General features: G+C 59.6%; 21 protein-coding genes. 13 read left to right on the top strand and 8 right to left on the bottom strand.

What is annotated here, in order from left to right; genetic code table 11:
• The first annotated feature begins 70 nt into the window (after window positions 1–70).
• The 7 genes from CIT40_RS07960 (at window position 71) to CIT40_RS07930 (ending at window position 9230) form a co-directional block, all read left to right on the top strand.
• Window positions 71–1132 carry a hypothetical protein gene (locus CIT40_RS07960; RefSeq protein ID WP_148667183.1) on the top strand — a complete coding sequence of 354 codons (1062 nt, stop codon included), beginning with the start codon at window positions 71–73 and terminating at the stop codon, window positions 1130–1132.
• On the top strand, window positions 1113–2213 hold the full coding sequence (locus tag CIT40_RS07955; RefSeq protein WP_148667182.1) for a glycosyltransferase family 4 protein: 1101 nt from the start codon (window positions 1113–1115) through the stop codon (window positions 2211–2213). Before CIT40_RS07960 ends, CIT40_RS07955 begins: the two co-directional genes overlap by 20 nt.
• The gene (locus CIT40_RS07950) at window positions 2204–3517 is read left to right on the top strand and encodes a phenylacetate--CoA ligase family protein (RefSeq protein WP_109862215.1); all 1314 of its coding nucleotides are present in this window, start codon (window positions 2204–2206) and stop codon (window positions 3515–3517) included. The genes CIT40_RS07955 and CIT40_RS07950 overlap by 10 nt, the downstream gene beginning before the upstream one ends.
• Window positions 3518–3717: 200 nt before the next feature.
• Entirely contained in the window at window positions 3718–5364 is a 1647-nt protein-coding gene (locus CIT40_RS07945; protein WP_244611932.1) for a heparinase II/III family protein, read from the top strand.
• Complete coding sequence (locus CIT40_RS07940) at window positions 5361–6581, top strand: acyltransferase family protein (RefSeq protein ID WP_094895325.1); 1221 nt, start codon at window positions 5361–5363, stop codon at window positions 6579–6581. The genes CIT40_RS07945 and CIT40_RS07940 overlap by 4 nt, the downstream gene beginning before the upstream one ends.
• Window positions 6582–6721: 140 nt before the next feature.
• Window positions 6722–7837, top strand: coding sequence for a glycoside hydrolase family 5 protein (locus CIT40_RS07935; protein WP_162307399.1), 1116 nt, complete (start codon window positions 6722–6724; stop codon window positions 7835–7837).
• 455 nt (window positions 7838–8292) lie between these two features.
• A protein-coding gene (locus CIT40_RS07930) for an IS630 family transposase (RefSeq protein WP_094895323.1) occupies window positions 8293–9230 on the top strand; the annotation gives its coding sequence in 2 pieces (ribosomal slippage) (window positions 8293–8890 and window positions 8890–9230; 939 coding nt in all).
• Window positions 9231–10041: 811 nt separating this feature from the next.
• On the opposite strand, the gene CIT40_RS07920 is transcribed toward CIT40_RS07930, so the two are convergent.
• From CIT40_RS07920 to CIT40_RS07895, 6 genes are all read right to left on the bottom strand, one after another.
• Entirely contained in the window at window positions 10042–10668 is a 627-nt protein-coding gene (locus CIT40_RS07920) for a hypothetical protein (protein WP_094895322.1), read from the bottom strand.
• 106 nt (window positions 10669–10774) lie between these two features.
• Window positions 10775–13081: a polysaccharide biosynthesis tyrosine autokinase gene (locus tag CIT40_RS07915; protein WP_094895321.1), complete on the bottom strand. Its 2307-nt coding sequence runs from the start codon at window positions 13079–13081 to the stop codon at window positions 10775–10777.
• Window positions 13082–13343: 262 nt separating this feature from the next.
• Window positions 13344–13958 (bottom strand): hypothetical protein, encoded by a 615-nt coding sequence (locus tag CIT40_RS07910; protein ID WP_094895320.1) that lies wholly within the window; start codon window positions 13956–13958, stop codon window positions 13344–13346.
• Between the two features lie 142 nt (window positions 13959–14100).
• On the bottom strand, window positions 14101–15603 hold the full coding sequence (locus CIT40_RS07905) for an O-antigen ligase family protein (protein ID WP_244611931.1): 1503 nt from the start codon (window positions 15601–15603) through the stop codon (window positions 14101–14103).
• 29 nt (window positions 15604–15632) lie between these two features.
• Window positions 15633–16259, bottom strand: coding sequence for a hypothetical protein (locus tag CIT40_RS07900; protein ID WP_244611930.1), 627 nt, complete (start codon window positions 16257–16259; stop codon window positions 15633–15635).
• A gap of 120 nt (window positions 16260–16379) precedes the next feature.
• A complete protein-coding gene (locus CIT40_RS07895; RefSeq protein ID WP_094895318.1) occupies window positions 16380–17582 on the bottom strand; it encodes a polysaccharide biosynthesis/export family protein in 1203 nt (400 codons plus the stop codon).
• A 264-nt stretch (window positions 17583–17846) separates the two neighbouring features.
• Between CIT40_RS07895 and CIT40_RS07890 the strand changes: the two genes are divergently transcribed.
• The 3 genes from CIT40_RS07890 (at window position 17847) to CIT40_RS07880 (ending at window position 20191) form a co-directional block, all read left to right on the top strand.
• Window positions 17847–18419: a hypothetical protein gene (locus CIT40_RS07890; protein WP_244611929.1), complete on the top strand. Its 573-nt coding sequence runs from the start codon at window positions 17847–17849 to the stop codon at window positions 18417–18419.
• 74 nt (window positions 18420–18493) lie between these two features.
• On the top strand, window positions 18494–18769 hold the full coding sequence (locus CIT40_RS07885) for a hypothetical protein (protein WP_094895317.1): 276 nt from the start codon (window positions 18494–18496) through the stop codon (window positions 18767–18769).
• Window positions 18770–18871: 102 nt separating this feature from the next.
• A complete protein-coding gene (locus tag CIT40_RS07880) occupies window positions 18872–20191 on the top strand; it encodes a hypothetical protein (protein WP_244611928.1) in 1320 nt (439 codons plus the stop codon).
• Between the two features lie 11 nt (window positions 20192–20202).
• Here the strand turns inward: CIT40_RS07880 and CIT40_RS07875 are convergent, their stop codons facing one another.
• Window positions 20203–20829, bottom strand: coding sequence for a transglutaminase-like cysteine peptidase (locus CIT40_RS07875; RefSeq protein WP_094895316.1), 627 nt, complete (start codon window positions 20827–20829; stop codon window positions 20203–20205).
• A 193-nt stretch (window positions 20830–21022) separates the two neighbouring features.
• Between CIT40_RS07875 and CIT40_RS07870 the strand changes: the two genes are divergently transcribed.
• Window positions 21023–21760 carry a metallophosphoesterase family protein gene (locus CIT40_RS07870; RefSeq protein WP_094895315.1) on the top strand — a complete coding sequence of 246 codons (738 nt, stop codon included), beginning with the start codon at window positions 21023–21025 and terminating at the stop codon, window positions 21758–21760.
• A gap of 59 nt (window positions 21761–21819) precedes the next feature.
• Window positions 21820–22482, top strand: a complete 663-nt coding sequence (locus tag CIT40_RS07865; protein WP_094895314.1) for a hypothetical protein — start codon at window positions 21820–21822, stop codon at window positions 22480–22482.
• Window positions 22483–22485: 3 nt separating this feature from the next.
• Here CIT40_RS07865 and CIT40_RS07860 read toward each other — a convergent pair whose 3' ends face one another.
• Complete coding sequence (locus CIT40_RS07860; protein ID WP_244611927.1) at window positions 22486–22956, bottom strand: hypothetical protein; 471 nt, start codon at window positions 22954–22956, stop codon at window positions 22486–22488.
• Between the two features lie 136 nt (window positions 22957–23092).
• Between CIT40_RS07860 and CIT40_RS07855 the strand changes: the two genes are divergently transcribed.
• Entirely contained in the window at window positions 23093–23464 is a 372-nt protein-coding gene (locus tag CIT40_RS07855) for a hypothetical protein (RefSeq protein ID WP_244611926.1), read from the top strand.
• Window positions 23465–23724 lie beyond the last annotated feature (260 nt).

Raw genomic sequence — 23724 nt, 5'->3', positions numbered from 1 at the left:
AATATTTCTGGTCAGCGCGCCAATACTAAACCTAGTCATCCCTTACTCTCAGGCTGGTGGAAACTTTCTCATGAAGTTCCACCCCGCGTCCTGGATCGCTCTTGTCCTATTTTTACATATCCTGCAATTTCCCGCGGCAAACCGCCTGGATGCCCATTATCGGAACGCTGTCTTTTTATTTGTGTTCGTCTGCGTCCTTCTTGGATTACAGGGCAAGGGCGCGGTTATGTCCAGTCTGATTGATGTACAAATCACGCCGGCGATCCTCCTCGTGGCACTCAGTAGGTTGCCCCTCGAACAGGCGCGAGCCGCGATCGCCCTGTTCGTCTGGATCATCACCTTGAACGTTTTGCTAGTCGCACTGGAATTCGTCTTGCGTACGCCTATTCTTCCCCGCGAGTTCGTCGAGGTGATCTTTCGTCCCGCAGGGCTATTCGGCCATCCCATCAATGCTGGCCTTCTCTTTTGCTGCGCCATGTTGCTTCTTACGCGCGGCGCAGTCGGCACTTTTGCCAGACGCCCTTTGATGTTGGCATTTTTGGGAGGAACGGCGCTTTGCGGTGTACGGGGACCGCTCGCCATTGCCGCGGCAATCTTCATTGTGAACGTTATCAAACCAACCCTACCGCGCCGCTCTGCGATCGACTATTTCCTGGATTTTGGTGTGCTGTTTGCTGTTCCTATTGTAGTGACGATTGCATACTCCGTCGGCGCTTTCGATCGCATTCTCTCTCTTGGCGTCTGGGAAGAAAGCTCACAGTCACGCTTATTCATCTTTGACGCGCTCGACTGGCTAAGAAGTGATGAGTTCTGGTGGGGGATTGACAGTTACGACCGCATGGAGGAGCTGACGAAATCCGCAACCGGTGGGCGGTATATCGAAAACTCTTTCGTATTCATAACGTTCGCGGCTGGATACCCAATGGCGCTCCTTGCCAGCCTTAGTCTCACATTTCTACAAGCACCAGCTCTGCGCCGCAGTCTGTTGTTTGCTATGACATTTACACTCGCAGCATTTGCTACGATCGCCTTTACTACTAAAGGCAGCAGTTCTGCCGGAATTGCGCTCGCGGGGTATTGGATCTGGCGCTTGGATTACGAAAGAAAGCACCGTGTCCAGAGTTCCCCTTAAACCGCCGACGATCCTTATCGCGACGCCCCTTGGAAAGGGGGGCGAAGGAGGCATCGACAGATTGATGGATGCGTTACGCAGCGAACTTGACACCGTTTCGCTGCGCGGAATGCGCGTGCTCTTCGGCACCACGCGGGGGCGGGGACCTCTCTGGATCGCGCCGCTGCACCTTGGCGCGTTTCTCTCGCGTATGATCGGATTGAGACTGATGAAGCGCTGCGACCTCGTCCACGTGAATGTCGCTAGTTCGGGCAGCACGGCACGCAAACTTGCTGTTATGTTGGTCGCCCGCGCTCTTGGCATTCCTTACGCTGTGCATCTGCACGGGGCGCTATACGAGCAATTTTACGCCAGTCTCTCCCCTTCGCGTCAACGCCTGATAAAGCGTGTTTTCCGCAACGCCGCGCGTGTGATTGTGCTAGGTGAAATCTGGCGTACGTTCGCAGTCGAAACGCTCAGCGTTTTGCCAGAGCGGGTTGCCGTATTGCCGAATGCCGTTCCGACTCCCGTCCGGGTTCGCGTACCGGATCCGCATGGAGTCACCCGGCTTCTGTTTCTCGGCCGGCTTGGCGAGCGTAAGGGGTCGCGGATCCTAATCCAGGCCTTGTCGCGGTTAAACGATAAGGCGGGCTGGCGTGCAGTCCTTGCCGGCGACGGTGAAATCGAAGAAACGCGGCGCGCCGTTGCACGCACCGGAATCGAATGGCGCGTCGAAGTGCCGGGCTGGCTAGACCCCGACGAAACAGCGACGCGGATCGCAGCTTCCGACGTTCTCGTTCTTCCCTCCTTTGCCGAGAACTTGCCAATGTCGGTGATCGAGGGCATGGCGGCAGGCCTCGCCATTGTAGCAACTCCGGTCGGAGCTACACCAGACATCGTCAAGCATGGCGAAACCGGTCTACTTGTGCCACCGGGCGACGTCGAAGCGCTCACGGTGGCACTCGCTCAGCTCATCGACGATAGCGCTTTGCGCGAGCGGCTCAGCGAAGCCTCCGTACGCCTCCATCGGGAACATCTCGAAATAGGCGCCTACGCGCGCCGCCTAATCTCACTCTGGCGCGAGACCGCAACATGTCATTGAAGACATTTTTGAAATCATCCTCGATCGGCGATATCTTAGTTCGCCGTACGCCGCTTCTCTACGGACATTATCGCAAGCTGTTGAGGCGCACTCAGAATGCTACTGCAGACGAGCGCTGCGCTGCGCGCGCGCGCCTGACTTCCCACACGCTCCGCCTTGCCCGCGAAACGGCTTATGCACGGGCTCAAGGCTTGCGCGGTGTCTATGAGGACTGGCCGATACTTGAGAAGGCCACACTGCGCGACTGTGCAGAGACCATGACCCGCAAGTCGCTGCTGCCGGCGGGCAAGGCCGAGACTGGCGGCTCAACCGGCATTCCAGTTGGCCTTACCCGATCCTGGCAATCAGTGGTATTCGAGCAAGCCGCACTTGATCATCTTGTGGCACAACATGGAGGCGTCGAATGGTACCGGGCACGAATTGCGGTGCTGCGCGCTGACAACATCAAAGACCCTTCCGATACTTCCCCACCATTTTGGAAGCTTCAGCGCAATGGCATGATGCTGGCGATGTCTGCCGTGCACCTGAATGCGAATACGGTTTCGGCTTATGGCGATGCGCTGGCTCAGTTCAAGCCAAACATTCTTTGGGTTTATCCCAGCGCTCTGGAAAGTCTTTGTGGCTTGATCAACGGACAAGCGACAAATATTGCTAGCCTGAACATGGTTCTTTCGTCATCCGAGGTCCTTTCAAATGAAGTGCACCGTCTTGGCGAAAGGACCTTCGGAACCCCCGTTCTCGATTATTATGGACAAGCCGAACGCGTGTCGCTGTCTTACTCGATTGACGGTTTAAATCACTACTTTATGCCACTCTATGGGCGTGTGGAGCTTGTTTATTCGCATTCGGAAGAGGATCACGACCTATATGACGTCATCGGAACATCTTACTGGAACGATGCCCAGCCGCTGGTCAGGTATCGTACTGGCGATCATGCCCGGCTGCCAAAGGGTCTGATTGGCCCGGCCCTCGACGATATTGCGCTGGGGCTTCGTCCCTTCCTTGGGATCGCCGGACGATCGGACGAGTTTGTCCTCGCCCCCGACGGAACCCGAATTCTCGGAATCAACCATATCCCGCGGGGTATACCTAACATAGTGCAGATGCAGCTTCATCAGCGTCGAGCAGATCACGTTGAAATCTGGATCATTCCAAAGACGGGCTTCTCGGAAGAGACACAGAAATTGATCCTAGCGAAAGCCCGCCTCAAGATCCCCGCGTCTATATCGATCGAGATTGTTCAGGTTAGCGGCCTCCACAGAACCGCGCGCGGCAAAGCTCCCTTGTTGGTGCGGCATCTATGAGCATCGCTTGGCATCTCAATCGGCTACGTGCGATGAGCGCTGCCGAGATCGCTCATCGTGTCGTCGAGAGAGCGAAACGAAGCACCGCAAAGAACCGTTTAGAAGGGTGGGCGCGCTATACCGCGCCGGGGCCCATACCGCGACTTGACGGGCTTGCTCGCCTGGCACTTCGCCTTGCCGGAGAGCGACGGGAGGCTGTCATGGTCGCTGCGGAAGAGACGCTGGCCGGACAATTTGTGGCACTTGGGCACACCTGGCCGAAGCGCGATCCGTCAAATCTCTTCCCTGCCGAATTGTGGCGCCTCGATCCAGCGACCGGCGGCCTGTGGCCAGGCAGCGAGCATTACTGCTTTGACATTCCCTACCGACACGAGCGCGCACTTGGCGACATCAAGTGCGTTTGGGAGATTAACCGTCTGCAATTCCTGCAGCCGCTCGCGGCAAAGGTCGCGCTCGACGGCGACGGCGGCGGCGCCGCTCTGGCCGCGGTCGAGACCGCAATCCAGAGCTGGTTTGACGCCAACCCTCCATTTCGGGGCATCGCGTGGAATTCCGGCATCGAAGTGGCGTTGCGGGCGATCAGTCTGCTCGTCGTCTCGAGTCTTGTCGGCGAGCGTTTGAGCGGGGCGACGTCGAGCCGCCTGCGCAGTATCCTTGCCGCTTCCCTCTACTGGCTAAAGCGCTTTCCTTCCCGCTTCTCGTCGGCCAACAATCATCTGATCGCGGAAGCCGCCGCCGAATACCTGATCGGCCTCGCGATGCCTGACCTTGCTGGCGCTGCCGCTGCCGCCGCGCACGCGCTCCGCGTTCTCGACGCGGAAGCGTTGAAACAGATATTCCCCGATGGCGTCCCGGCCGAGCAGTCTCCGACCTACGGTGCTTTTAGCGCCGAGCTCCTCTTGGTGGCGCATGAAGTAGAACCAATCGCTCCTGCCACCCTTAAACGCCTCGACGCGTTTGCCGATTTCATCGCCTGGCTCGCCGATTCTGATTGCCGAGTGCCCGCGATCGGCGACGACGACGAGGGATTTGTGCTAGCAGTCGGCGTGAGGAGTGGCCGCTACGCCGCGGACGTCGCCAGCTGCGTGGCAACGATCGGCGAGCGGCGGGGGCTCAAAACCTTTGCGACGGGCGGATATTCAGTCGTGCGCCATAACGGTTGGCACCTCGTCTTTGATCACGGACCACTGGGGTATCTATCAATCGCCGCCCACGGGCATGCCGACGCACTATCGTTTACCCTCGCGCGCAACGGCAGAGGGATACTCGTCGATCCCGGCACCTATCTTTATCATGCTGGCGCAGACTGGCGGGACTGGTTCCGCAGCACGGCTGCCCACAATACTCTCTCGGTCAGCAACGCAAACCAGAGCAGCATGACCGGACCATTCAACTGGTCGAAAAAAGCGAACGTCAGGCTCGAAACGTCCCAACCCGGCGAGACATGGCGCCTCGTTGCAAGCCACGACGGCTACGAGGCCTCCTTCGCCGTCCGCCATCGCCGAAGCATCACTACGGAACAAGGAACAATCATCGTGCGCGACCAACTGATCGGCCAAGGGGCGCCGCGCAGAGCTGAGATCTCATTCCAGTTCGCACCAAGCCTTGAGGTCGACGTCGGGGATATTGATTGCCGGGTCATCGAAAATGGAAAAGCAATTTTAGCGTTCCAGTTTTCGGCTGTCGGTAAGGTAATGCTTCATAGAGGAGGAGAACCTGCGGACGGCGGAGGTTGGGTTTCGCCCGCTTTCGGTAAGAAAATGCCGGCGAGCCGCCTCGTCTGGTCGGGTGAAGTCGGTGAGGCAGGAGTGACTACTTTGATCAAACCGTTGGAGGGTAACGAATGATAATCAGAGAAGCGCCTCCCTCCCCTAGTCTCGACGCACGTTTCGAGCGACTCCCGACGCTCGACGGTTTACGGGCTGTCAGCATTATGATGGTGATGCTAAGTCACTTTGTAAACGCGCGCCTTTTTCCCGGCGGACTTGGCGTGCTGATCTTCTTTGTGATCAGCGGCTTCTTGATCACAAGATTGCTCTTGTCGGAATACAAGACGACTGGGAGCGTGAACATCAGGGATTTCTACCTGAGGCGCGTCATCCGGCTTTACCCCGTTGTTGTCGCCTACGCGATCTTAGCCGTGTTGGTATTCTCACTAACCGGGCGATCCAACCAGATCGAACTTAAACCGATACTCTCCGCGTTGTTCTATTTTGCGAATTACTATTATTCTAATCTTTACGTGACGCACAGCTATACTGCGATGCCATTCTCTATCGCATGGTCGCTGTCGGTCGAAGAGCATTTCTACATCGTATTTCCGGTGCTCTTTGCGGCTCTGGTTGATCTTGGAGGCCGACTGCGCATTGCAGTACTGATTCTGTGCATTATCCCGCTCTTGGCCCGGGTGATCTTTGTGACCATGAATCCAATCGATGATCCGGCTTACTCATTCATCACATACTACCAAACGCAGTATCGCATCGATTCGATTGCTTTCGGAGTCTTGCTTGCGCTTCTGCTCGAAGTATCCTATTGGCAGAACATCCTGCGCCGGCTTGAGCATCCGCTGGCGCTGAGCCTGGGGATCGTGGCGATCCTCGGTAGCCTTCTTTGGCGTGACCCAATCTTTCGCGAAACCTTGCGTTATACGGTTCAGGCTGTGGCAGTAGTCGTGATCCTCTACAATCTTCTTTATTCGCAAAGCCCGCTGTCGCGCTTTATCGCATTCATCTTGAATCTACCCTTAGTCGTCTTCGTCGGGAAACTCAGCTATTCGCTCTATTTCTGGCATTTTTTTGCCGGAGCATTCGGCCCGACAAGCCTGCCGACCTCGGGCCTCGCGGTCTTAAATTTCGTCATGAGCTTTGCCTTCGCGACCGCCTCGTATTACTGGCTTGAGACGCCGTTCGTTGCACTGCGGGAGCGCTTTCGGACAGTTAAGAGCTGTGGGCGGGACGAGGCTGCCGACGCGACGTCGCCCAATGAAAACGCTAATCGCTCCAAACCGATGGATACGGCCCCCGCTCTGCCGCTGAAATACAAGCCAGAGGACTCTCGATGATCTGCCGAAAGCAAATGCGAGCGCTTTGGTTTACCACCCTCTTGATCCTACTCGCTGTTCCTCAGCACGGCAGGACGCAGCCATTGCCCCAAATGCATATCGGTCGGGCAATCTCGATCCATAGCGCACTCAACTGGCCCATGATGACGTCGAGCACTCCGCCGCGCTACGTTTGGCCGCCATTTACAGCCGAGACACACCCCCTCAGGCCGGATGATCTGGCCCGGCTGAAAACCACCGGCTTCGACACTATTCGCCTTACCGTTGGGCTCGGTATATTCCTTTCGGCAGACGCGAAGCAGGCAACCGAGCTCGACGAGATCGTTCTCGACCGCCTGCGGCGAATTCTCGATGCCGGCCTCAACGTCATCCTCGACTTTCATCCTATCTCACAGGATCCGCGGTTTCCGCCTCAGTCTTTTACCGAAGCCGCCGAAGATCCCAATGCCGCTTTACTTCGGCAACTCGAAAGCCGCATGGCGCGACTCCTCTCGAGTCTTCCCAAAGAACGTGTAGCGCTTGAGATTCTAAACGAGCCCGCAACGAAAGCCTGGAACAAAGTATCAGCGAGCCAGTGGCAAGAAACTCAACAGTCCTATTTCGAAGCGGTGCGAGCTGCCGCGCCAAATTTAACCGTCGTCCTTTCGGGTTGTTGCGCCTGCTGCAACCTTGATCTCATGATGATTGCCCCGAAAGCTTATAATGATGCAAACACCTACTATACATTTCATGTATATGCGCCTCATCCTTTCACCCATCAATTGACGAAGGATCCTAAGCAGCCCATTAGCGCGGCCAATTTTATCGGTGCAATCTCTTTTCCAATTTCGGGTGAAGAACTCGCCGAGGTCGAGCGTCGCGCAAGGAAGGACTTCACGAATGCGGATATCTCGGACATGAAGCTACGTGCGCAGATCGCCCGGGATCTCGACATCGCCTTCAAACGTCTCGAAGCCTACGGCACCGCCGCTGGCGTTGAGGCCATCTTCGATGCACAAGTCGAATGGGCAAAGAAGAACAGCATTGCACCGCAACGCCTTTTCCTCGGGGAGTTTGGTGTGCAGCGCCCCGGCGTTGATCCCGCATCTCGACGGCGCTGGCTTGAAACAGTCCGGTCGGCGTCCGAGAAGCGAGGCATTCCCTGGAGCTACTGGAGTTTCGAAGGCCCCCAATTCATGGGACTCGCCTTGGGCAAGGAATCTCAACACTTTGATCAAGTAATAATTGAGGCGCTCGGGATGAAGAGGACTAACTAAATCGGATCTGGTTAGGTTGAATCGATTTAGTATTCCAATCAGCATTTTTCAGATTCACTATGCTGGCTGGATGGACGCCAGCATGGATGGGGAATCCGTATTCGCTGGATCTTCGTAAGCGTGTCATGGCTGCAATCGGGGCGGGATGTCACGCAATCAGGCGGCCAAGCCGTTTGGGGTAGCGATTAGCACGGCCATCGGCTTGATGCAGCCGGACGAAGAGACCGGCAGTGGTAGCCTGGACAGATCGGCGTTCACAAGCCGAAGGCGGTGTCGGGAGACCATGCAATCTAGCTGTCGCAGCGGATCAAGGAAAGCATTTTCACCATACGTGGTCTCGTTACCGAACTTGCCGGTCTTAGAGCATTTTCCTACCTGACGGAATCGGAAGGGATTCCCTTGGGAGGCAAATAGTGATTCACCCTGAGGGCTGGTGATGGAGGCCAGCCCCCCCAATGGCTAAACCGCTCTCGCCGGACCTTCGCCTTCGCATTATTCGAGCTGTGGAAGATGAAGGCATGAGCTGTCGGGGCGCCGCCGGCCGGTTCGGCGTAGCGCCATCGACAGCGATCGAACTAATTAGCGAGTGGCGAAGCACCGGTGCCTGTGAGGCGGGAGCGCAGGGCGGAGACCGGCGTTCAGCTTGGATCGAGAGTCATGCTGCGGAGATCCTCTCCCTGGTCAAGGCTACGCCTGACATGACGCTAGCCGAGATCGCTGACCATCTCCTCAAAGTCCACGGCGAGCATTTCGTGCCGAGCGTGGTCTGGCGCTTCTTTGATCGCCGCAACAAAACGTCGCACGCCAGCGAGCAGGATCGGCCGGGCGTGGCCGCTGAACGCGCGGCGTGGAAGGCATCTCAGCCTGAGATCGGCATCGATCGGCTGGTGTTCATCGACGAGACGGGAGCCTCGACCAAGATGGCGCGCCGCTATGGCCGTTCGTCGTACGGCCAGCGCTGTGTCGCAGCGCTTTCGCATGGTCATTGGAAGACGACGACATCCGTCGGCGCGCTCAAGGCGACAGTCATGACTGCGCCGATGGTCCTTGACGGCCCATGGATGATCCGGCGTTCGAGGCTTACGTCACGCAAGTCCTCGTGCCAACACTCAGGCCCGGCGACATCGTGGTGATGGACAATCTCGCAGCACACAAGCGGGCCGAGGTCGGCATCGCAATCGGCGCCGTGGGGGCCCAGCTCCTCTATCTGCCGCCTTATTCGCCCAACCTCAATCCGATCGAAATGGCGTTCGCAAAGCTCAAAGCCTCCCTTCGAAAGGCCGCCGCCAGATCGATCGAGGCTTTGGACAACGCTATCGCCCTCGTCCCGGCCGCATTCCCCGCCCAAGAGTGCCTGAACTTCTTCGCCGCAGCCGGTTATGATCGTGTCTGATCAGAATCTGCTCTAGTCTCAGGTCGACCACGAATCGTTGTGGGACTTTGTGCATGCCGATAAGCTCAGCTTCAAGATGGCGGCTGGCGAACGCGATCGACCGGAGGTCGCCCGGCCGCGAGCCCAGTGGGCAAAGTATCAGCGAAGCGCCATCGCGCGTTAGATCGTGTTTCTTCGGGCGCTTTTTTAGCACTGAACCTTGCCGAGGCGCCCCAATCAACGATGCCTGGTGGAGAATTATACTCTCTGTCTTTGCGAACAATCTCGCATAATTTTCCAAGATTTAGGCAGCACGGCATGCGGCAACTTGGTGCGCGCAGCTGTTTAGCTCTCACCGATCATGACCAGCAGTCACTCAAATTGCCTGCCAGCATTCTTGTTGACGGCTTGCTACGTAGCCAAACCCAAGCGTAGAACCGATCAAGCTGCCACACTCATTTTTGATAGATAGTATATCGAAAGATCTTCACCCCTCGCATTGATCCCAGAATAGTATCGACACGCTTATATGGCGAAAGGACAAGTTTGCTGCAGTGCTCAGAATTGGCGTAACAAGCTTTTACCTGGATGGCGCGCGAGCAATTGTTCTTGATACTGACTACGTGATCCAAGACCTGTGGATCAATTGTCTCCTTTCGCGCGGCCGCCTCTATATCGAGACAAGGACGCCCAAGCGCATCGCGGATGATAGAAGTGTTTGACTGATCAGCAGGTCCTTGCAACGTTAATCTTGGTCCAGCTTGATCGGAACTTGCAGATGGAATAACGCTCGCGAAGAGGATAGCTAACGCAAGCAGGAGGCGATAACATATTATGGCCATGGTCTCTCCTCTTCTTCAACACCAGGAATCGCAACTTTGACACCATCCTGGCGGAGGCGCTTATAAAGGCGCTTCTTCGATGCAGGGTCGACATGCCGCAGAGCGTTGAGCAGTCGTTCCCGTTCCTCCCATCCCACACCCATCAGATTCGTCGCTGGGATCTCTACAAATCCTGCATCCACCAGCTCTGCGAATTCGGAAACAATTAGCTGCTGTACAGAAGGGTCGAGGATCGGAAAAATCGAAAGCCCAAGCCGATTTCTACTCAGGGCAATCCATCCCTCATGCGGTCCAGCGAAATAGGACGCATTAACGTAATGGACATTGCCAACGTCAGTACCCCTCCGCGCCGACGCTACGGAATATAGCATTAACCAAAGAAAGGAGTCTGATGGGTTAAGTGCAAGAGACTTGCGCGCCTTCCGCTCGGCGCGTTCCTGTACCTCGTCGATATCGATGCCGGACTCGAGATTCGCAACACCTTCGGCTCGTCGAATGCTCACAAGAGCCTCCGCCCGAGCCATGTTGGATCGCAGGACTGCCTGCTCCGGCTCTGCCTCTAGTTGCGTCAGCATAACACTCAAGCTTCCAGGCCGAAAGCGGTCGTCGATTATCATTCGCTGAGTGATGTCTCGCACCGGCGCAGCAGCTCGAAAACTTGGCAGAACGGTAATCGACCAACAAAGCGCGGCGACAGCAAGCGGCTGAAGCGTAAGCCGCGTGCTACTCCACATAACCATACCGGGCATAGTACTTCTGATAGTAATAGCGACCGTGATACGATTCATAGCGCGCCAGCGCCTTGGTATCCGCTTTATTTAGAACCACTCCAAGCAGTTTATCCTGAATTTCCGGCGAACCGCGCATGTTATGCCGCACTACGTCGATCTTAGTCTTGCCCCATTCCACAACGAAGACGTATGAATCGACGAAGGAAGAGGTGACACGCACATCAACCACCGGCGCCATCGGCGGCATGTCCAGCACCACATAGTCGAATTTCGACCGCAGCTGCGTGACTAGCGCATGCATCGCTTTCGAGGCGAGAATTTCGTTAGTGTGCAGGAGCTTCGAGGTGATGCCGGAAGGCAGAATCGACAGCTTCGTCTCGGGATCGATGATCAACGCTTCATCGAGCTGCACCTTCTGCGCAACCACGTCTACAAGGCCACTCCTCGCGTCCGGCGCCACGGCGCGTGATAGCGAGGGGTTGCGCAAATCAGCATCGACCAATATTACCCGCGCGCCGCCATGGGCGATGAGTTGTGCAAGATTTGACGAAAGCGTGCTCTTGCCTTCATTCGGCAAAGTCGAGGTAACCGCCAGCACGCGGTTTTCGCGCACGATCGAGTTAAGATCGACAGCCACCTTCAAGGAGCGAACAGCTTCTGCAAAACGCGAGAGGGGCTTTTCAACCACATAGCGTAGCATGTCAGGCTGGGGATTGCCCTTCGAGCCCGAAACCTCGAGATCGCGGGTTCGTTCGTTGGCATTGCTCCGGAATGACGTCGAGAACCTATTGGATAGCATCCCGGGCGACGCTGCCTCTCTAAGCGCGGGAAGAATGGCGATGCAGTTCGTGCCTAGTTCCTCCTCCACTTGGCCGGTGGTGCGGAACACCTTATCGGTGAGTTCTCGCGCCAGGGCGACGCCGAAACTCAACATTAAGCCTCCCATCAGTGCTCCAGCAAGGACAATTAGCGCTTTCGGAGAGCTCTTCTTCAGCGGAGTCGTCGCCGCGCTAATAATCCGCGCTTCGGTGATCGGGAAAGATTGCTGCTGTACTGATTCCATATAGCGCTGGAGAAAATTATCATACATCGCCTGATAAGACTGCGCGTTGCTCTCGAGCTCACGGAGTTGGACTTGAGCTTGGTTGGTTAGTTGCGACTCCGAGACGACGTTGGCGAGGCTCGTCTTAATGGCCTCCTCCCGTGTCACTGCGATATCGTAGTCACTCTTGTAGGATTCCTGGATGCGCTTTAGTTCGGCCGCAATGTTCTTTTTGATTTCCGCCATTTGGTTGCGCAGGTTCACAGCGGCTAGGTGATCGGAGCCATATCTAGCCGACCAGATCGATTCCTTGGAGGCCATGTCCACATATTGCGCGCGCAATTTGACAATGGTTTCGTTCTTCAGCGCATCGGCCACGGAGGCATCCGGGATCTCCTGCTTAACGATGTCGTTAGCCCGATCGAGCCTCGCCTTCGCCTCAGCGGTAGCCGCATGCGCCATTATGAGCTGACTGTTAACCTCCGCAAGCTGCTGCTCGTTCATGAGCCGCCCGCCAGTATCGACGATGTTGTTAGCACTCTTGAAATCGACCACCGCCTTTTGTGCGGCCGATGCTTGGGTACGCAGCTCTTTAATACGGTCCTGCAGCCAAACGCTCGCCCGCCGCGTTGCTTGGTATTTCGCTTCAAGCTGGTCAACAACATACGCGTCCGCGATTGCGTTGGCGATCCTAGCTGCCTTCGCCGGATCCTTCGAAGTGAAACCGATCTCCATAACGTACGTAAGCCCGAGCCGCTTGACCGTGCGGTTCTTCTCAAACCGCTCAAGCGCCCTGCGGGTCAGCTCGAATTCGGATGATACGCTGCCATCTGAAAAAATGCCTGCGACGAGCCCAATGACCGACCCCAAGAGGCCGCCGCCTGAGCCGGTGAACTCTGGATCTTCGATTAGATGAAGGTCTCTAATCACTGCGAGGCTGATGTTCTCGGATTTCAGAATTTCCACCTGGGTCTCCACCGTGGCGGAATCTACCGCAATGTCGCCGAGCACAGATTGCTGCTGGAACAGCTGCACCTTGCGCGTGTCGATCACCATCGAAGCTGTAGAGGTGAACAGCGGCGCCGCGGTAAAGAGATAGAGCACCGCTAGGATCACGCAGGCAGAGACGATCGCGACGATAGTCGGGAACTGGCGCCTGATGATCTCGAAATACGAACTCAGCGACTGCAAAGCTGAGCCATCGGCCTCGGCAAAATCACGGTTAATCTCCGAGGTCGGCTTGTTCACCTGCAACATCTAGCAATTCCTGAAAATGGATCGATCTGTTGGCTTGGGATCAATGCTAACCAAAACCACCGCCGGCCATCGGTACAAACCCGGATACCAAGCTACCGCACTTCGCGGGACTTAGCACAAACCTGCCTCCAATTGAACGCACTGGATGCACTGCAACGCGCGACTTACGCGACTTTTTGCAGGACGCTTAATGGCAAAAAAGAAAAAGCGGCGCTGCCGGCGCCGCTTTCGTGAGGTTTCATTGCCGCATGCGCGGTTCCCGTCAGCGCCCGCTGACGCTATTAGTGGTGCTGCCAACTCCGCCGCTGCCGCCATTGGGCGCGATGTTACTTGAGGTGTTATTGCCAAAGCGGATCAGAGTGCTACCACCGCCGCCAGTGGGAAAACCGCTACCGGTCGGACCGCCTGCGCCGGTTCCGCCGCCGCCCGCACCGCCGCCGGTCGCGGCGATCGCGACGTCGCCGGTCGCGGCCTGGTAGGCGGCGATCACGTCGGCATTGCCAGTGCCGGCGATCGCGGCCTGGATCTCATTGGCATAGGCCTGATCGGACTGGGCGGCCATGCGGGCGACCTGGGCGAGGCCGGCGACGATGCCGCGCATCTGGTCCTTGGTGGTCGCGGGATCCTTCAGGAGCGCTATCAGGCCTGGAAGGGTGGTCGGATCGGAGGCACCGAGGTCGCGCACGCGCGAGATCAGCTGCGGGCCCCCGGTCGGATATTGCTGCAACAGGCTACTGGGGGCGGTCTTGAAGTCGGAAATGACGGTGGCCGGCAGCTGGCGCTGCGGCGGGTAAACGGCGGCACAGGCGGCCGCCGAGATGGTCGCGGCGAGGGCCGCAGCGGCAGCCATGCGAAGCGCAATCGTGACAACGCTCATAAACAAACCTCCAAAAATCGGCTGCCCCGATATGCTTCCTCGGCCCGGGCAAATGGCTGTGCTCTTTGCTGGAAACTAGCGGAAGAGAGAAGAGCTGTCCACTTATTCTAAAGACTTCGTAAACGGCGCAAGTGCTTCGAATCTAGACAGTTTTGTGAAACTGAGGCGCCCGGCTCGGGGCCGCGCCCGCGGTTGTCTGGTGGCCCTTGCCTCGCCGGCTGGTGGCGTCCGTCTCCGCCACGGGGCGGATCTCCTTGGTCCGGAAGGACTGCGCCAGGCCCGCGCCGAAAAGCGCAAAGAATGGAATGCTGTAGCCGGGCACCTGCAACGTGAAGTCGAGGCACGAATGCAGCAGCGACAGCGTCGCGGTCGCCACAGCCGCCAGCGGGATGATGACGTCCCGCCGCCGGCCGAACACGCCCCTGGCCAACACCAGCAGCATGATGCCCCAGCCCAGCGCCACCAGCAGCGCCAAGGGAATGCCCACCTCGGAGGCAAGTTCCAGCGGGGTCGAATGCGCGGCATCCCAGACGCCGCGAATCGAGATGTTGGGGCTGCGGTAGGGCGGGAATGCCCATTGGAAGGTGCCCATGCCGGTGCCGAACCAGGGATTGTCGCCGATGATCCGAAGGGTCGATTTCCAGGCCTCGATGCGGCCCTCGTCGACCAAGCCATTGCTATCGAAGCGGCTGGAGACGCGGCCGCCCAGGAGCTGCAGCAAGCCGAGCGCGACGGCGATTCCGGAGCCGAGGGAGATCCAGATGCCGGTGCGCGGGGGCAGGTCTTTCCGCGAGAACAGCGTAAACGCCACTATCATCGCGAGCAGCGACAGGCCGACGCCGGCGCGCGATCCCGTCATGAACATCGCCATCAGGCAGATCAGGACGCAGCCGAGCTGCGGAAGGATTTGTCTTGGCGGGATCGTATGCAGATCTAGCGACAGACGCCGCCATTCGATGTGCCGCTCAGGAAGCCGGCGGCGGACATCCTCCAGGAGCAGCAGCATCCATATCACCGCGCAGGAGCCGAAATAGGCCGCCGCCGTGTTGCGGTTGATGAAGGTGCCGGTGACGCTGCCGAGATAGGCGGTCTTGTCCCGCCACAGGATCATGGTGGGCTCAATCAGGAACGAGAGCACGCCGTAGAGGGCGTAAGCCGCGCCTGAAATTGCGATCACCCATAGCATGCGGCGGGCACGATCGCGGTTCGCCCCGACGGTGATGCCGAGGACGATGGCGAGGATGTTGGCAAGCGGCGCGCCGAGCGCAAAGAACGCCTCGTTCTTCACGATCGACGCAGACGGAGCGATTGGCACGCCGAGGAGATCCGAGGCCTGCTTCCAGATCGGCTGGAACGGCGCGACCCAGGGATGATCGGAGAGCTGCTCGTGCAGCACGAACGCGTAGGCCACAACGATCACGCCGATGCCGGCGAGCAGCCACAGATGCGGCGCCCGCAGATCGCGCGTCGGCGCGAAGATCACCGCGGTCCCGAGACACAGGCACCAGAACGCGATCGACAGATCATTGGTCGAGCCGAACGGGAACGGCGCACCAGCCACCACAAAGAACAGGAGGAAGGCCGCAGGCAGGCTCCATGACCAGCGAATCCTGAACCAGTCCATGTTGGGATGCCAAAGGCGCATCGTGCTTTCTTGAGGCGGGCTGCTTGAGCTTAGAGGAAGCAGTCGATCGGATAGAGCTTGAGATCGACATTGAGACGGCTGTTCCGGGTCTGCGCCCGGAACGCGTAGAATAGCCCAAAGCTGTCACTGCCCGGATCGAGTTTTATTCCAGGGGTTAATTCATCGGGCGGGACCAGGACGCCGATGTGCCGGTTAATGGCCGAAATCTCGATCCGCCGCTCCCCCTCGCCGAAATGCCCGCCAAGTTGGGTAACCGTGACTTTGGGCAGGCCGCGGCGCTGGTGGCAGACCTCCTCCTCCCAGAGCTTGGTCTGCTGAACCAGCGGCTGGCCCACGCCATCGGGGACAACGATCTCCGGGAAAGACGGACGCAGCATTCCGAAGAACTTGCTCTCCTTGGAGTTTGCCGACAGCCGGACCGTAAAGGACAGCTCGCCCTTGGCTCCCTTGAGGCGCGACAAAATTGGGGCTTCGGGCTCGGCGGAGACCATCACGTCGATGCGGTGGCGGACGCCCAGCTCTGCAGCAGCGCCGAGAACCGTCCTGACCGGTGCAAGCCCGAGGGCGAGCGGGACGAGAGCCAGACGGCAGCAAAATGTTTGAAAGCGCATGAAGCCCCTTGCAACATCGCGGGTGACCGATGACCGGTGCGCCATTAGGAACGCCTTGATCCAGATCCCGAACTCGGAGCCCCGGCAGACCGCTTTGATCGCTAAACGAAAATGGCACCGGGACAAAGCCCCGGTGCCATCGGTTTCAGTGGATCAAGTCGGCGTCTACGGCGCCAGCTTGATGTTGTTGCGGAAGATCAGCGCGTCGTTGCTGAGGTTCACGGCATCGCTGCCGGTCGCCATGATCACCCTCAGGAAGTTGAGGAACTTGGCAGTTTCGACATTGCGCGAGTTCGAGACATAGATGATGTCGCCGTTCTTCATCATGACCTTGGTGGTCAGGAAGAAGCCGCCCGGATCGCGCAAGTTGACGTTGAAGATGACCGGGATCGTCTCCGAGGTGTACTTGCTCACGTCGATGCCGAGCTGGGCAGCGACCTCGCGCGGCTCGCGGCGATAGAGATACACGGAAGACGGATCCGCCTGACCATCGAGCAGACCACCGGCCTTGCCGACGGCTTCGCCGAGGTTGATGCGCCAGGCATCGAAGTTGAACTCGCCACTCTGGCCGCTGCCGCCGAACGCCATGAACTTCTGCTGCTCGCGATAGACGTAAATGCTGTCGTCGGGGCGCACATAGACGTTGTTCTCGGGCGCCATCACGAGATTTTCGAACGGCACCGTGGCCCGCCTTCCGCCGCGCTCCAGCATGACCCAGGTCTCGAAACCCTGGCCCTTGATGCCGCCGGCCCGGGTAATCGCGTCGAGCACCTTGTCCTTGGCGCCCGCCGCGCTCGCCGGGTAACGCGCCGGCGAATTGACTTCGCCGAGCACGCTGATGAGTTGGGTGCGCTGCGAGGACATCGACACCACGGCCTGCGGCTCGATGGCGCGGTTGCCAATCTTTTCGATGATCGAGCGCTGGATTTCCACCGCCGTCCGGCCCGCGGCCTTGATCTGCCCGGCATAGGGCACCGTGATGAAGCCGTCATTGTCGACCGACTGATCCGGGATCGTCACATAGTTGCCCGGACGGACGCCGGCTTCCGCCGGGATGAACAGACCGCCTGCCGCGGCTTCGAAGATGGTGACGCTGACGACGTCGCCGATGCCGAACACGATGCTGGCGGGCGGACGGCGATCGGTAAACACGCCGGCAAGCCCCTTGGGCTCATGGGTGTGCAGGATCTTCACCGTGGCCGGATTGAGCGGCACAAGCTCGTAGGCCGGGGCGTTCTCCGTCTGAATCTTGTTGTTAACGTCGTCCGTAAGCGGTCCGGAGCCGGGATTGGTCGAGCACGCTCCAAGCGCCAAAGCGGCTACGAGGAAAGCCGGCTTCAACACGTTGGTCTTGGCAATGAAATGCATGAATGTCGCCCGCGAGTCCCCAATTGACGTAGATTGGTACGGCTTAGGGGGTGGTGCGACAAGTGTTCCCGCTGGTTAACGGCACACTCGGCCGGCTACTGTTGCGTGTAGGCCACGCTTTGGGGCCTGGTTTAACCCTTTGTGACTATTTGTTGTACCTCGTGAGCCGCGTCGACGAGCATCCCGCCCACGCGGACTGCGGGGAACCCTAGCAACCGGCCGTCTTCACCTCGCAACCGCATGTTAAGGTTGGAACCATCAAGATTGGATTTCGTCGTGTCTGGCCTTCTGTTCGCCTTCCTGGCAGGCTCCCTCCTTGGCAGCGCAGATCGCCCCTTGGATTGGGCTGGCTCCTGCGTGCCGTCCTCGTGCCAGGGCGCGCCCATTGTTGAGGTGGCCACCCCCGCGTCCACTTCCGTCTGGAAATTCAGCCGTACGCAAGGCGGCAAGGAGGGCGAGAGCTTCGCGGCCATCACCAAGACCGCGGACACCACTCAATCCGACCTGGACTTCGCCGGCCTCATCGTCCGCTGTGCCCCAAAGGGTAGGATCGACGTGCTGGTGGCCCTGATCCGGCCTTTCCCGCCGCGGAGCCGTCCCAAGGTCACCATCGCCGCGAGCGGCGGCGGCAGCCTGACCTTTGACGCCAGCATGGCGGCCGCGGGCGCGGCGGTGCTGCTGCCCGACGAGGTTTCGGCCTTTGCCGCCGGCAAATGGCAGACGACGGCCTCGTTGTCGGTGGTGGTCAAGGAGGCCGACAGCGAGATCAAGGGGGTGGTGGCCCTGAACGGCCTGCGGGAGGCCTATCAGTCGCTGCTGGCGAATTGCGGCCAATAGGCCAAATTTAGCCATACGACTTAAGGGTCTTTTTAGGGTGGGGAACTTAGGGTCCGAAGCACGGAGTGTTTCGGATGACCGCGCTTTTGATCTTCAGCTTTCTGGTAGGTGCCGTGCTGGGCCAACGCTTTCGCGTCCTGGTGCTGCTGCCGGTCACATTCGCCCTGGTGCTCACCGTACTTCCGGTCAGCCTGATGACAAGTCTTGGCGTCCTCGAAGGCCTGAAGGCTGCGGTCTTTGCCGCCATTGCGCTCCAGGCCGGCTACCTCTTCGGCTCGGCCGCCCGCTTCAGCCTTGCCGCCGCCCGCGCCGCACGCGTGTTCGCCCGGCCGGTTAAGAGCGCTCGCTGATCTCTCTTCGGCTGATCTTCCTCGCGATCGACCTGCGGCGCGCATGCAAAGGCCAGCAAGTTGTTGGCCGGAACGACCTTTGCTTGAAAACCACCCGCTCGCTTGTATGGTGACCTGACCGTTTCAGGATTCCGCATCGAGCGCCGTTTGTCCCTCGCTTATTTTTCCCTCATCGTTTCCATCGTCTCCGCTTCCGCTCTCGAAATCGCCGGCGCCAGGTTCGGTGCGCAGCTCGGGACGATGGCTGCCGGGCTCAGCCTGCTGGCGGCGACCGCGAGCGCGCGAAAAGCCGATTACGATCATTATATCCGCGCGACCTCCTGGGGCCGCTGGATCCTGATCGCCATTCCTCTGTTGATCGCGGCGCAACTGATGCCGCTTCCGCTGGGCTTTGGGCATCCGATCTGGGCCAGCGCTCGCGAGGTCCTTGGTGGCCTCTCGCTCGGGCCGATCACCGCCGATCTGGGCTCGACCCTGAACGCGTTGATGATGGCGCTGGCAGCAACCGCGCTGCTCGGCGTGACCATTGTGGTCGTCCGAGATCGCGGCCGCGCTGAGCTTGTCCTGTTTGTCCTGGGCGGCATTACCGCGGTCTCCGCCTTGACGCTGGATCTGCATCGGCTCTCGCCGGCGGTTGCAGGCTCTGCCGCAACCTCCGAGTTCGCGACCACCCTGGCCGGCTTCGGCCTCATGTTGAACCTCGCTGTCATGCAGCTTGCGGCCGAGCGGGCTGAAACGCGCCATTCGCTGCTTCGCTCGATCATGCTTGGACTGCTCGGCCTTGCGGGGGCATCGATCAGCGCTGCTGCGGTCTTTGGCCTTTCCGGGACCAACAACGCGATCGCCGCAGGATTTGGCGTCGTGCTGATCCTGCTGATCCTCGTCATTCGCCGGCTTGACCTGTCGCCTCTGGCCGCGGGCGCGCTCGCCGCTGCCGCCTTGATCGGCGCGGCGATCGTGCTGTCGTTCCTGTTCGAAAAGGGCTCCGGACCGGTCCTGCTGCGGCTCGTCCCGGATATGGGGACTGAAACGCGGGCCGCGCTGGAGCGGATGTTGTCCGACACGCGCTGGTTCGGCGCGGGCGCCGGGACCTTTGCTGCGGTGGGCCGGATCTACCAGAGTGATGCCGGAGCCGCTTTGACGGCGCCGTCGACAGCCACGGCCGTCTTTGCCGGCATGGGATGGATTGGCCTGGCAGTTGCGCTGGCGGTGAGCATGATCGCGCTCGTGCGCCTGTTCTTCGGCGCCTTGCAGCGCGGACGCGACTCGTTCTTCCCCGCGGCCGCCGCGGCCTGTGTCTTGTTTGCGCTGGTTCAGAGCTTCGCAGGCTCGGGACTGCTGCAGCCCGCAGCAATCCTGTGCCTTGCAGTGCTCGTGGGATTGGGGCTGTCGCAGAGCGTCAGCCAGTCCGGATCACGGTAGAGCGCGGGTGATCAGACCGAGCGGTCGCCGAGCGAGGCCCAATAGTTCGGGTTCTTCGGCGACTGGATGCGGACCCAGCGGTAGGGCTTCTTCGACCACGGCAGGATGTGGCCGGAGAGATTGTCCAGCACGAGATCGCCGGCGAAGGTGCGAACCACGACCACGAGATGATGCTCGCCCCAGGTGGTCACGACCTCGCTGAGCAGAACCGAGCGCGCCGGAAAGCCCTTGGCGATCAACTCGTGGCGTTTTGTCACAGCATAATCGTTGCAGTCGCCGCTGGTCGGATGCAGCAGCCATTTCTCGCCGCGCAGCCCTTCCAGATTGGCCTCGGGACGGATCGCGGTATTGACGTGCTGGTTGACCTCTTGCATTTGCGCCAGCCGCTCCGCCGTGAGCTTCAGGCGACCGCCCCTGAACACGATCTGCTGCGGCCGCGGCTTGCACTCGTCCTTGTACTTCAGGCAAAACAGCGTGAACGCCATCGGCGCCAGCGTCGGCTGGTCGAACTTGATGTACTGGATGGCGCCGCGCAGGCCCAAGGGCGCGCCGACGAAAGCGGCTTCAGCCCGCTGCTCCACCCCTGCAGCAACGACGGTTGCGGCCACGGCCGCAAGGAACTTTACAAATTTGCGCATGTCGCGCTCCCCGTTCTTGTTGGGGAGACGCTACGCGAGACGTCTTGAAATACGGCTCAAACGCCGCGCGATCCTTTAATCAAAATGCGGGCTAATCGGTCGGAAACAATTAAGAATACCGATGTGTGACTTGTTCTGGTAAGAGCGGTCACGATGTTCCGCTCGTGACGCTGGAAGCGATTCGACCGACCCGATGGGCCTTTCCTCACGCTTTCGAAAGAAGACCAAGCCTCGGCTTCCCGACGGGGTTCGTATCTATGCCATCGGCGACGTGCACGGCCGCGCCGATCTGCTTCAATCGCTGTTAACCGTCATCGACGTCGATCTCGCCCGCTCGGCCCCCGAACGAGCCATCCAGGTCTTTCTCGGCGACTATGTCGACCGCGGCCCGGACTCGCGCGCCGTCATCGATCTGTTGATCGAGCGCTCGAAGACACACGAGACGGTCTGCCTCAAGGGCAACCACGAGATCTTCCTGCTCGAAGTCCTCAAGGACCCCGCCCGCCTGCAGGAGTGGCGCCACTATGGCGGTCTGCTGACGCTGGTCTCCTACGGCATCAATCCGACCATGAACCCCTCGGCAGAGCAGCAGGTCGAGCTGATCGAAGGACTGAGGCGCGCGTTGCCGCCCGAGCACCTCGCGTTCCTGCAGCAATTACCCTCGTCCTATACCTGCGGCGACTTCTTCTTCGTGCATGCCGGCGTCAAGCCCGGCGTCCCGCTCGAGCGCCAGAAGGATGAGGATCTGCTCTGGATCCGCGAGGAGTTCCTGGCGTCCGAGGAGCGCTTCGGCAAATATATCGTCCACGGACATACGCCGGTCAGCGTGCCCGATATTCGCCCGAACCGCATCAACATCGACACCGGCGCTTACGCGACCGGAAACTTGACGCTGCTGACGATCCAGGGCGATAGTCTGATGGCAATTTGAGAGCCCTGCTCCCGTTTCAATCCGTTCGCTTCGCCCTCACAGGCCTTGTCGATTTCACCATGAACCGCATGTTCCTGCTTCGCGTCATCGGCATCTGCACTGCGATCGTGCTGGCGCTTCATGCCGGCATGGCATTCTACGGCGATCTCGTCCGACCGGACTTTCGCGCGAGTGATTTGTTCTCGGGCGAGATTCCGCCCGAGAAGGCCAGGCTGGCCGCCGGCGGTGTGCTGGCATCGGTTTCGCTGGATGGTGACCTGCTCGCGAACTACGCGGCGGCGCGGGCCGCCGACGTTCTTCACCGTCCATCCACCGAGGCGGCCGGACGGACCAGCGAGACCAAGGCGGCCGAGACCGCCGTCATCACGGCCTTGAAAGTCTCCCCGATCAGGCCCGCGCTCTGGCTGACGCTCGGCACGCTGCAGGCCCAGGCCGGTGAAGCGGCGACGCCGGCAGTGAAGATGTCCTTCTTGACCGGATCGGTGCCGATCGACGTCGCCTTCGCGCGCGTCCGGACCGTGACCTCGAGCGCGGCGGCGACAGACGATGAGATCAAGCTGCTGGCGCAATCCGACATCCGTGCCGCGCTTGCCAATCGCTCGCGCTACGAGCCGCTGCTGATCGCGGCCTATGTGCAGGCGACGCCGCAAGGCAAGGCGCTGTTGCTCGACACGACTGAGATCACCGATCCCAAGTTCAACGAGATCCTGCGGCGGTACTGAAGTTCAGCGCACCGATTTGGGGTTGACCGGCACGAAGTCCTGATCGCGACGCGGCTGGTCGGATCGGCCCTGGTAGACGAACATGCCCTTCTTGGTGGTGACGATATCGCCTCGTTGCAGGCTATCGTCGCGGAGGAGACGTTCGGTCGCGACGAGGTCCGGATCTTCCGGGACCGGCTTGTAGAGCTCCGGATGCTCCCGCCGCTCGCGCGAGGCTTCCTTGGCGCGCCGCCGTGCGTCCTCGATCCGCTGCCGCCATTCGTCGCGCGACACCTCCGGCTCGCTTGGCGGAAGATAGTCGTTGACCGAGGGCTCCGGCTCGGTCTGGGCAAAACACTGGGACGGAGTTGCGAGGCCAAGGCCGCCGGCGATGGTCATGACCGCGCCACCGAGCGCCCCAAACAGCATTCCGCGGCCGGGCGGATGGTCACTTCGGGCGGTGCGCACGCGGGTCACTCCAAACATCCAGGGCATGAGGGCCATCGTTAGCCGCACCAGCCTCAACTCAGGTTCAGTTTATATCTTTGCCGATTGCACGAAAGCCAATTCGCGGGCAGAGTTTCCACTTTAGCTCCGAGGATTTCAGCACGTGGTTCGCAGCATTGCCCCCTTGGCTCTTGTCATCTGCCTCGCAACACAATCTGCGACCGCCGGCCAGATCGAATACCCGCAAGTCATCCATACGCAATATGAGGCGGTCGATCAGAAGACCGGAGGCCACTTCGTGCTGTGGTCCGAGCGGGAGAAGATCTTCTACGGGCTCGACCAGAAGCTCTTCCCTGGTGCCCGTTACGTCGACATCACCCAGGTCACGCCGAGCGTCGGCTCGATCACGTTGACTTACGTCGAGGTCCGGACGGTCGGCAGCACCACCTCGGACTATCTGTATCTGGCCGGTAATGTGCGCTTCCGCGTCAGCGGAATGACACTGAAGGCCAGCAACTTCCCAGCCGGCGGCGGGATGATACCCAGCGGGCCATAGTCGGGGGCCTGCCTCAGAACTTCGGGGCCATCCGTCAAAAATCGAAAAACAACCCCATGCACAGTAGGCGGGCCCAACAAAATCAATAACTTACGCCTTTCCGAAATAAAGGTCAGGCCTGGCAAAACGGGGAGCAGAATGCATGGTTCCGAGTTGGGTCCAGGGATGATCGGTTGATCTAAGTTCCATATGAATGGCCGTCTCCAGAGAACCGCCCTTCTAAGACCTCGTTAGATCATTGCTGCTATCCTCCGGCATCA

The organism is Bradyrhizobium amphicarpaeae, from assembly GCF_002266435.3.
Classification (GTDB): Bacteria; Pseudomonadota; Alphaproteobacteria; order Rhizobiales; family Xanthobacteraceae; genus Bradyrhizobium; species Bradyrhizobium amphicarpaeae.
Note: the sequence above shows the minus strand (reverse complement) of the source record. Positions and strands in the feature narration are given on the sequence as shown.